This is a genomic window from Frankia sp. AiPs1 (genome assembly GCF_023716945.1).
Lineage (GTDB): Bacteria > Actinomycetota > Actinomycetes > Frankiales > Frankiaceae > Frankia.
The window spans coordinates 1-7,500 of the sequence record NZ_JAMQQF010000281.1 but is presented as its reverse complement, the minus strand read 5'-3'; the positions used below and the strand labels follow the sequence as shown (position 1 = coordinate 7,500).

Annotated in this window: 8 protein-coding genes and 1 pseudogene; 1 reads left to right on the top strand and 8 read right to left on the bottom strand. The window is 72.1% G+C overall.

Annotated features, from left to right (window positions below):
* From ND748_RS20620 to pyrR, 4 genes and pseudogenes are all read right to left on the bottom strand, one after another.
* Window positions 1-701, bottom strand: a pseudogene (locus ND748_RS20620) (hypothetical protein); the annotation flags it as partial.
* Window positions 698-2,089, bottom strand: a complete 1,392-nt coding sequence (locus tag ND748_RS20615; RefSeq protein WP_251747639.1) for a dihydroorotase — start codon at window positions 2,087-2,089, stop codon at window positions 698-700. The pseudogene ND748_RS20620 and the gene ND748_RS20615, both read right to left, overlap by 4 nt.
* Window positions 2,086-3,009, bottom strand: a complete 924-nt coding sequence (locus tag ND748_RS20610) for an aspartate carbamoyltransferase catalytic subunit (RefSeq protein WP_251747638.1) — start codon at window positions 3,007-3,009, stop codon at window positions 2,086-2,088. Before ND748_RS20610 ends, ND748_RS20615 begins: the two co-directional genes overlap by 4 nt.
* 61 nt (window positions 3,010-3,070) lie before the next feature.
* Entirely contained in the window at window positions 3,071-3,691 is a 621-nt protein-coding gene (gene pyrR, locus ND748_RS20605; protein WP_308205677.1) for a bifunctional pyr operon transcriptional regulator/uracil phosphoribosyltransferase PyrR, read from the bottom strand.
* A 428-nt stretch (window positions 3,692-4,119) separates the two neighbouring features.
* Here pyrR and ND748_RS20600 point away from each other — a divergent pair, with 428 nt between their 5' ends.
* On the top strand, window positions 4,120-4,617 hold the full coding sequence (locus tag ND748_RS20600; RefSeq protein WP_009742788.1) for a transcriptional regulator: 498 nt from the start codon (window positions 4,120-4,122) through the stop codon (window positions 4,615-4,617).
* Between the two features lie 313 nt (window positions 4,618-4,930).
* On the opposite strand, the gene nusB is transcribed toward ND748_RS20600, so the two are convergent.
* The 4 genes from nusB to ND748_RS20580 all read right to left on the bottom strand — a co-directional run.
* Window positions 4,931-5,374: a transcription antitermination factor NusB gene (gene nusB / locus ND748_RS20595; protein ID WP_285902447.1), complete on the bottom strand. Its 444-nt coding sequence runs from the start codon at window positions 5,372-5,374 to the stop codon at window positions 4,931-4,933.
* Window positions 5,371-5,934 carry an elongation factor P gene (gene efp, locus ND748_RS20590; protein ID WP_009742786.1) on the bottom strand — a complete coding sequence of 188 codons (564 nt, stop codon included), beginning with the start codon at window positions 5,932-5,934 and terminating at the stop codon, window positions 5,371-5,373. Before efp ends, nusB begins: the two co-directional genes overlap by 4 nt.
* Before the next feature lie 211 nt (window positions 5,935-6,145).
* A complete protein-coding gene (gene aroB, locus ND748_RS20585) occupies window positions 6,146-7,261 on the bottom strand; it encodes a 3-dehydroquinate synthase (RefSeq protein WP_251747636.1) in 1,116 nt (371 codons plus the stop codon).
* The coding region (locus tag ND748_RS20580) for a shikimate kinase (RefSeq protein WP_285902446.1) at window positions 7,258-7,500 on the bottom strand (243 nt) is incomplete at its 5' end. The genes ND748_RS20580 and aroB, both read right to left, overlap by 4 nt.

Below are 7,500 nucleotides of genomic sequence, written 5' to 3'. Positions count from 1 at the left end.
CCGCCCGGTCCCGGCGCCGCGGCCCGCGGGCGCAGCCGGGGTCGCATCCGCGGCACCGCATGCGGCGAGGTGACATCGCCGGAGGCCAGATGGGCCGGCGGCGGGCCGATGAGGTCGTGCACGGCGCGGACCACCTTGGGCTGGCGCGCCCGGTCCTCCCCGCGGAAACCGGTCTCCAGCTCGTGTCCTTCGTACGACCAGGCGATCACGATCACGCGTCCCGGCGCGGAGACCTTACCGGCGTGGGCCCGCTCCAGCCGGGCGCCCCGCACGGCGTCCCGGGGGATCCAGAAGGCGTCGCTGCCGCGGTCCACCCGCACCCCGGTCTCGTACACGCTGACGTACCCCCCGGTGCGCCCGCCCAGGCCGTGCGCGCCGATCCGCTCCAGCCAGTGGCCGGCGTCGACGGTGCCGAGGTACATCCCGCGCAGCGGGGCGGCGAAGACCGTGCCGGGTTCGGCCGGCGGATCGGGCAGCTCGGGCAGGTCCTCCTCCTGCCGGTCGGCCTTGGTGCGCCAGGCCCGCAGCATCGCCCCCACCACCGCGACGAACAGCAGCAGCAGGCCCACCACCAGCAGCAGATGCAGGCCCAGGCGGTCCGGTCCCCGACCGGCGGCGAGGACGACCGGTCCGGTGCCGCCGGGGGAGTCGGCGAAGGGCGAGGCGGCGAACGGCGAGGCGGCTGCCAGCGAGACAGTCATACGACCTTCCCGTCGAGCACGGTGGGTCGGCCTCGCAGGAACGTGGCGCGGATAGCTCCCGGCAGAGACCGCCCCGCATAGGGGGTGTTGCGGCTGCGGCTGGCGAGCGTGTCCGCCTCGACGACCCGCCACGGTGACGGGTCGAGCAGCGTCACGGTCGCGGGCGCACCCACCGCTATGGAACTCCACCCCTCGGCTGCCGGTCGCGGCAGCCCACCGATGCGGGCCGGGGCCAGGGCCATCCGGTCGGCGACGCCGACCCAGTCGAGGTGCCCGGGGATGACCATCGTCTCCATCACCACCGACAGCGCGGTCTCCAGGCCCAGCATGCCGGGCCGGGCCGCGGCCCACTCGGTCTCCTTGTCCTCCAGCGCGTGCGGGGCGTGGTCGGTGGCCACGCAGTCGATCGTCCCGTCGGCGAGGCCGGCGCGCAGTGCGGCGACGTCCGCGGCGGTCCGCAGCGGCGGGTTGACCTTGTAGACCGGGTCGTACGAGCTGATCAGGTCGTCGGTGAGCAACAGGTGGTGCGGGGTGACCTCGGCGGTGACCTGCCAGCCCTTCGCCTTCGCCCAGCGGATGAGCTCCACCGAGCCCGCGGTGGAGACGTGGCAGACGTGCAGCCGGGAATCGACGTGCCCGGCCAGCAGCGCGTCCCGGGCGATGATCGCCTCCTCGGCGACCGCGGGCCAGCCGGGCAGGCCCAGGCGGGCGGCCACGACCCCCTCGTTCATCTGGGCGCCGGCGGTCAGCCTCGGCTCCTCGGCGTGCTGGGCGATCACCCCGTCGAACGCCTTGACGTATTCCAGCGCCCGGCGCATGAGCAGGGCGTCGGACACGCAGTGCCCGTCGTCGGAGAACACCCGCACCTCGGCTGCCGACGTCGCCATCGCGCCGAGTTCGGCCAGCCGCTCCCCCGCGAGCCCCACCGTGACCGCGCCGACCGGCCGCACGTCGCAGTGCCCGGCGTCGAGCCCGAGCCGCCAGACCTGCTCGACGACGCCCGCGGTGTCGGCGACCGGGTTGGTGTTCGCCATGGCGAACACGGTGGTGTAGCCGCCGAGCGCCGCGGCCCGGGTGCCCGACTCGACCGTCTCGGCGTCCTCCCGGCCCGGTTCGCGCAGGTGGGTGTGCAGGTCGACCAGGCCCGGCAGCATGATCAGGCCTTCGGCGGCCAGGATGGTCGTCCCGGCGGGCAGGCCCTCGGAGTCCGGGCCGGTCGAGCCGGCGGGCCGCCAGGCGGCCACGACCCCGTCGGTGAGCAGCACGTCGACGGGGTCCCCGCCCAGCGGGCGGACCCGGCTCAGCACCCAGGACTGTCCCGAGCCCCCCGCCGCCGTCCCACCGACCGGCCCGACCGGACCCCCCGCGCCGCCCGCACCCGCCGTCATGAGACCTCCCCGGAACCGCCCAGCAGCAGATACAACACGGCCATCCGCACGCTCACCCCGTTCGCAACCTGCTCCACCACCGTCGACCGGTCGGAGTCGGCGACCCGGGAGGCGATCTCCATTCCGCGCACCATCGGCCCCGGATGCATGACCAGTGCGTGCTCGGGCAGGGTCGCGGCCCGGTCGACGTCCAGCCCGTAGCGGCGGCTGTACTCCCGCTCGGTGGGGAAGAACGCCGCCGACATCCGCTCCCGCTGGACCCGCAGCATCATCACCACATCGGTCTTGGGTAGCACCGCATCGAGGTCGTATGACACCTCGACCGGCCACGAGGAGACACCGATAGGCAACAGCGTCGGCGGGGCCACCACCGTCACACTGGCGCCGAGGGTGGCGAGCAGCCAGACGTTGGACCGCGCCACCCGGGAATGCAGCACGTCGCCGACGATGGTGACGGCGAGCCCGTCGACCCGACCGAGCCGCCGGCGCATCGTGAACGCGTCCAGCAGCGCCTGGGTCGGATGCTCGTGGGTACCGTCGCCGGCGTTCACGACGCTGCCGCGCACCCAGGTCGCCAGCCGGTGCGGCGCGCCGCTGGCGGAATGCCGGCAGACCACCGCGTCGGCGCCCATCGCCTCGAGGGTCTGCGCGGTGTCCTTCAGGCTCTCGCCCTTCGACACGCTTGACCCGCGCGCCGAAAAATTGATCACATCGGCCGACAGTCTCTTGGCGGCTACTTCGAAGGACGTGCGGGTACGGGTGGAATCCTCGAAGAAAAGGTTGACCACGGTGCGGCCCCGCAGGGTCGGCAGCTTGCGGACCGACGCCTCGGCGACCCGCGCCATCCGCTCCGCGGTGTCCAGCACCAGCAGCGCGTCGTCCCGGCCGAGGTCCTCCGTAGACAGCAGGTGCCTCTTCATCTCCGACCTCCGTTCGCCGCCCAGGTCCCCGCGCGCCCGTGCCCGGCCACCGAACGCCGGGTCACGACCGATCTCCCGGGCCCGCAGCGGCGCCGGTCGGACTGGCCTCGGGCGAGACGATGAGCACGCCGTCGGCGCCGTCGATCTCCCGCAGCCGAACGGCCACCGACTCGCGGCGCGAGGTCGGCATGTTCTTCCCGACGTAGTCCGCTCGGATCGGCAGCTCGCGGTGGCCCCGGTCGACGAGGACGGCGAGCTGAACCGTGCGGGGCCGGCCGTAGGCGGCCAGCGCGTCGAGGGCGGCGCGCACCGTGCGTCCCGAGTAGAGGACGTCGTCGACCAGGATGACCACCCGACCGTCGACCCCGCCGTCGGGAATTTCGGTCACCTCCAGTGGCCGAACCCCGCGCAGTCGCAGATCGTCGCGGTACATCGTGGGATCGAGCGAGCCGACAGGAAGATCCACTCCCTCGACGGCCTGTACTCGCTGTGCCAGACGATGCGCGAGGGGTACCCCTCGGGTGGGTACCCCGAGCAGCACGACACCGGCACCACCGGAGGTTTTTTCGAGGATCTGGTGCGCCATCCGGCTGACGATCCGAGTGATGTCGTCGGCGGACAGTACTGTCCGGGCAATGCCGGGACGGCGCGATACGGGGTCGCTCGCGGCGGCAGAGGCCACGCGGCATCCCTCCTTCCCCGCCTCACTGGACGGTCCTTAAAGGAGCGGTCTCAGCGACGTTACCAGGGCACTCCGGACGAGTGAGGGTCTCGCGGCAAGGGCCGGCCGGCCCCCGCCCGGCCGCCTGACTCCGTCCGCGCCCCCCGGTTCGTCGGCCCGTGCGGATTGTTGCCGCGCCAACTATCATCGCGAAGCCGTGACTGCACGTCACCGGGTTCACTTCCGCCTGCGCCGGTACGGCGATCGGCGGAAGTTCCCGCCGGGCAGGCGTAGGGCGCAACCGGAGGGCTACAGAAAGTGGTACAAAGAAAGAAGCGACACGACCCCCCGGGTGTCGAGCCTCAACCCGGCGGGCACTACTATCGGTAACCGCCGGCGGCACGAGCCCCGGTACCAAGTGATCGACCACGACAGGAGTGGGCACTCCGATGTCCGACTATGCGAAGGCGCTCGGTGCTCGGCTGCGCGCGATACGCACCCAGCAGGGGCTCTCGCTTCATGGCGTCGAAGAGAAGTCGCACGGTCGGTGGAAAGCCGTCGTCGTCGGTTCCTACGAACGTGGGGACCGCGCCGTCACCGTACAGCGTCTCTCGGAGCTCGCGGAGTTCTACGGCGTTCCGGTCGGGGAGCTTCTTCCCGAGGGTTCCACCGTCGCCCCGCTGGAGCAGTCTCCGCGGATCGTCCTCGACCTCGAGCGCCTTTCCCAGGTGCCCAAGGAGCAGGGCGGACCGCTTGCGCGGTACGCGGCGACCATTCAGAGCCAGCGCGGCGACTACAACGGCCGGGTTCTCTCCATCCGCTACGAGGACCTGCGTTCCCTCGCGGTGATCTACGACACCTCCCCCAGCAAGCTCACCGAACAGCTCGTCTCGTGGGGCGTGCTGTCCCCGGAGCAGGGCGCGGACGCCACCGCTTCCGACGTCTGACAGCCATGCCGGTGATCCACCGGCAGCGCACCATCCAACGGTTCCAGCATCTCCAACGTTCCAGCACCGCCAGCGGTTCCAGCACCATCAGCAGTACTGGCACCATCAGCGTTGCAGCATCTAGCGTTCGCAGCACCACCAGCAGTCTCGTTCGTGGCACAGCAGCTTCAGTCTCAATGTGATCGCGGGTCGGCTTTCGGGGTCTCCGGCCGACCGTACGCGCGTGGCACACAGGCAGCCGGGGGTACCCCGGTACGTCGCTGGGGCGACGTACCGGGCATACCGCTCGCGGTACACCGGCCAGCCCGGTAGGTCAGGACTCCCGGCCCGGCCCGGCGTCCGGTTCGGCCGTCGCCGGCACCGACCTTGCGTCGAGCAGGCTGCCGAGCAGGCCGTTGACGAACGTCGGCGATCGGTCGGTGGACAGGCTCTTCGCCAGTTCCACCGCCTCGTCGATGACGACCCGGGGCGGAACGTCGGGTCGCCACAACAGCTCCAGCACGGCGATCCGCAGAATGTTGCGGTCGACCGGGGGCATGCGCTCCAGGGTCCAGCCCTCGGCGTGCCGGCCGATCCGTTCGTTGATCTCCCGCCAGTGCTCGACGACGCCCCTGACCAGACCCTCGGCGTATTCCGAGACGGGCGGGTCGGCCTGGGCCCGCCGGGCGAGGAGGATCTCCGGGACGGCGGCGCCGCGCACGTCCGCCTCGAACAGGATGTCCAGCGCGCGCTTGCGGGCCTTGGACCTGGCGCTCAGCTCGTCACCCGGCCCAGATAACGGCCGTCGCGGGTGTCGACCTTGACCTTCTCGCCGGTCGTGATGAACAGCGGCACGTTGATCGTCGCCCCCGTCTCCAGGGTCGCGGGCTTCGTGCCGCCGGTCGAGCGGTCGCCCTGCACGCCCGGATCGGTCTGGGCGATGGTCAGCTCGACGCTGGCGGGCAGCTCCACGTAGAGCGGAGCGCCGTCGTGCAGGGCGACGGTGGCGACGGTGTTCTCCAGCATGTAGTCGGCGGTCGTGCCGACGACGTCGGGCGGGATCGGGATCTGGTCGTAGGACTCGCTGTCCATGAAGACGAACTCGGCGCCGTCCCGGTAGAGGTAGGTCATCTCGCGCCGGTCCACGGTCGCGACCTCGACCTTGACGCCGGCGTTGAAGGTACGGTCGACGACCTTCCCGGTGAGCACGTTCTTCAGGGTCGTGCGGACGAACGCCCCGCCCTTACCCGGCTTGACGTGCTGGAAGCCGACGACGTTCCACAACACCCCGTCGATGTCGAGCGTCATGCCGTTCTTCAGGTCGTTGCTGGTCGCCACTGCGCGCGTTCTCCCGTTCGGTTGCCGTACATCGGCACGGCGGATCGTCGTCGTGCTGAAGCCTAGAGTCGTCGGGTCGCACGCACGGCGGCGACCCTGCCGGCCGGGACCGCCCGCCCGGGACCGCTGTCGGTCCCTGCGCGGCGGCGATCAGCCAGGCCGCGGACAAGTCTACCGAGCCCGGCGCCCGCGCCACGGGGCAGCGGTGCGGTCAGGGTGCGTCGGGCAGCGCCAGACCGTCGGGGGCGACCGCCGTGAAGGCGGCGATCAGCAGGCCGGTGTCCGGATTGTCGAGGACGACGGTCTTGCCCTGGGCGGCCAGGCCGATGAAGCGCAGCCGGCGGCCACGGGACTTCTTGTCCACGCGCATCGCGTCGAGCAGCGCCGGCCAGCGGTCGCCGCGGTAGGTCACCGGCAGGCCGATGCGGGTCAGCAGCTCGCGGTGCCGGTCCGCGGTGGCGTCGTCGAGGCCGGCGGCGAGCCGGGACAGCTCCGCCGCGAACACCATGCCCACCGAGATCGCCGCGCCATGCCGCCAGGTGAAGTGCTCCACCTTCTCGATCGCGTGGCCCAGGGTGTGGCCGTAGTTGAGGATCTCCCGGCGGCCGGCCTCCCGGGGGTCACCGGAGACGACGTCGGCCTTGACCCGGATGGACCGCTCGACCAGCTCGGGCAGGTGCGCGGCACCCGTCGGGTCGTCATCGAGCAGGTCGAGGATGTCGCCGTCGGCGATGAACCCCGTCTTGACCACCTCGGCGAGACCGGCACGCACCTCGACGGCCGGCAGCGTGGCCAGCGCGGCGAGGTCGCACAGCACGGTCAGCGGCTGGTGGAACGCCCCGACCAGGTTCTTGCCCGCGTCGATGTCGATGCCGGTCTTGCCGCCGACGGCCGCGTCGACCATGCCGAGCACGGTGGTCGGCACCTGGACGACGTCCACCCCGCGCAGCCAGCTCGCGGCGACGAACCCGGCCAGGTCGGTCACGGTGCCGCCGCCGAGACCGATGATCACGTCATCGCGGGTGAAACCGATCCGGCCCAGGACGTCCCAACAGTAGCCGGCGATGCGTAGCTGCTTGGCCTCCTCGCCGTCGGGCACCTCGACCGCGTGCGCCTCGACCCCGGCGCTCGCCCGCAGGTCCGCGACGACGGCGTCCGCGGTGGCCCGCAGCGCCGCCGGATGGATCACCGCGGCGCGGGTCCGCCCGGCGACCGTCTCCGCGAGATCACCGAGCAGCCCCTCCCCGAGCACGACGTCGTAGCCCCGCTCGCCGCCGGGACGGACCGGGATCCGCACGACGTCGGACACCTTCGCCTGCACACTCACTGTGGAGTCCTCACTGACGCCCCCGCAGCCGGCGGCGCGGGCAGTTTCGCCAGGGCGGCGGCGACCAGATCGGCGACCTCGTCCGGCTCGCGGCCCGCGGTGTCGATGACGACCGCCGCCACCTCGGTGTACAGCGGCTGACGGGCCTTGAGCAGGGCGGCGAGCCGGGCGCGCGGCCCCTCGACGAGCAGCGGCCGGTCGCGCGCGAGGCCGACCCGGCGCACCGCGTCGGACACGCC

Coding starts and splice junctions, on each gene's coding strand:
- ND748_RS20600 (WP_009742788.1), top strand. CDS start 4,120: ATGTCCGACTATGCGAAGGCGCTCGGTGCTCGGCTGCGCGCGATACGC.
- ND748_RS20610 (WP_251747638.1), bottom strand. CDS start 3,009: ATGAAGAGGCACCTGCTGTCTACGGAGGACCTCGGCCGGGACGACGCG.
- ND748_RS20615 (WP_251747639.1), bottom strand. CDS start 2,089: ATGACGGCGGGTGCGGGCGGCGCGGGGGGTCCGGTCGGGCCGGTCGGT.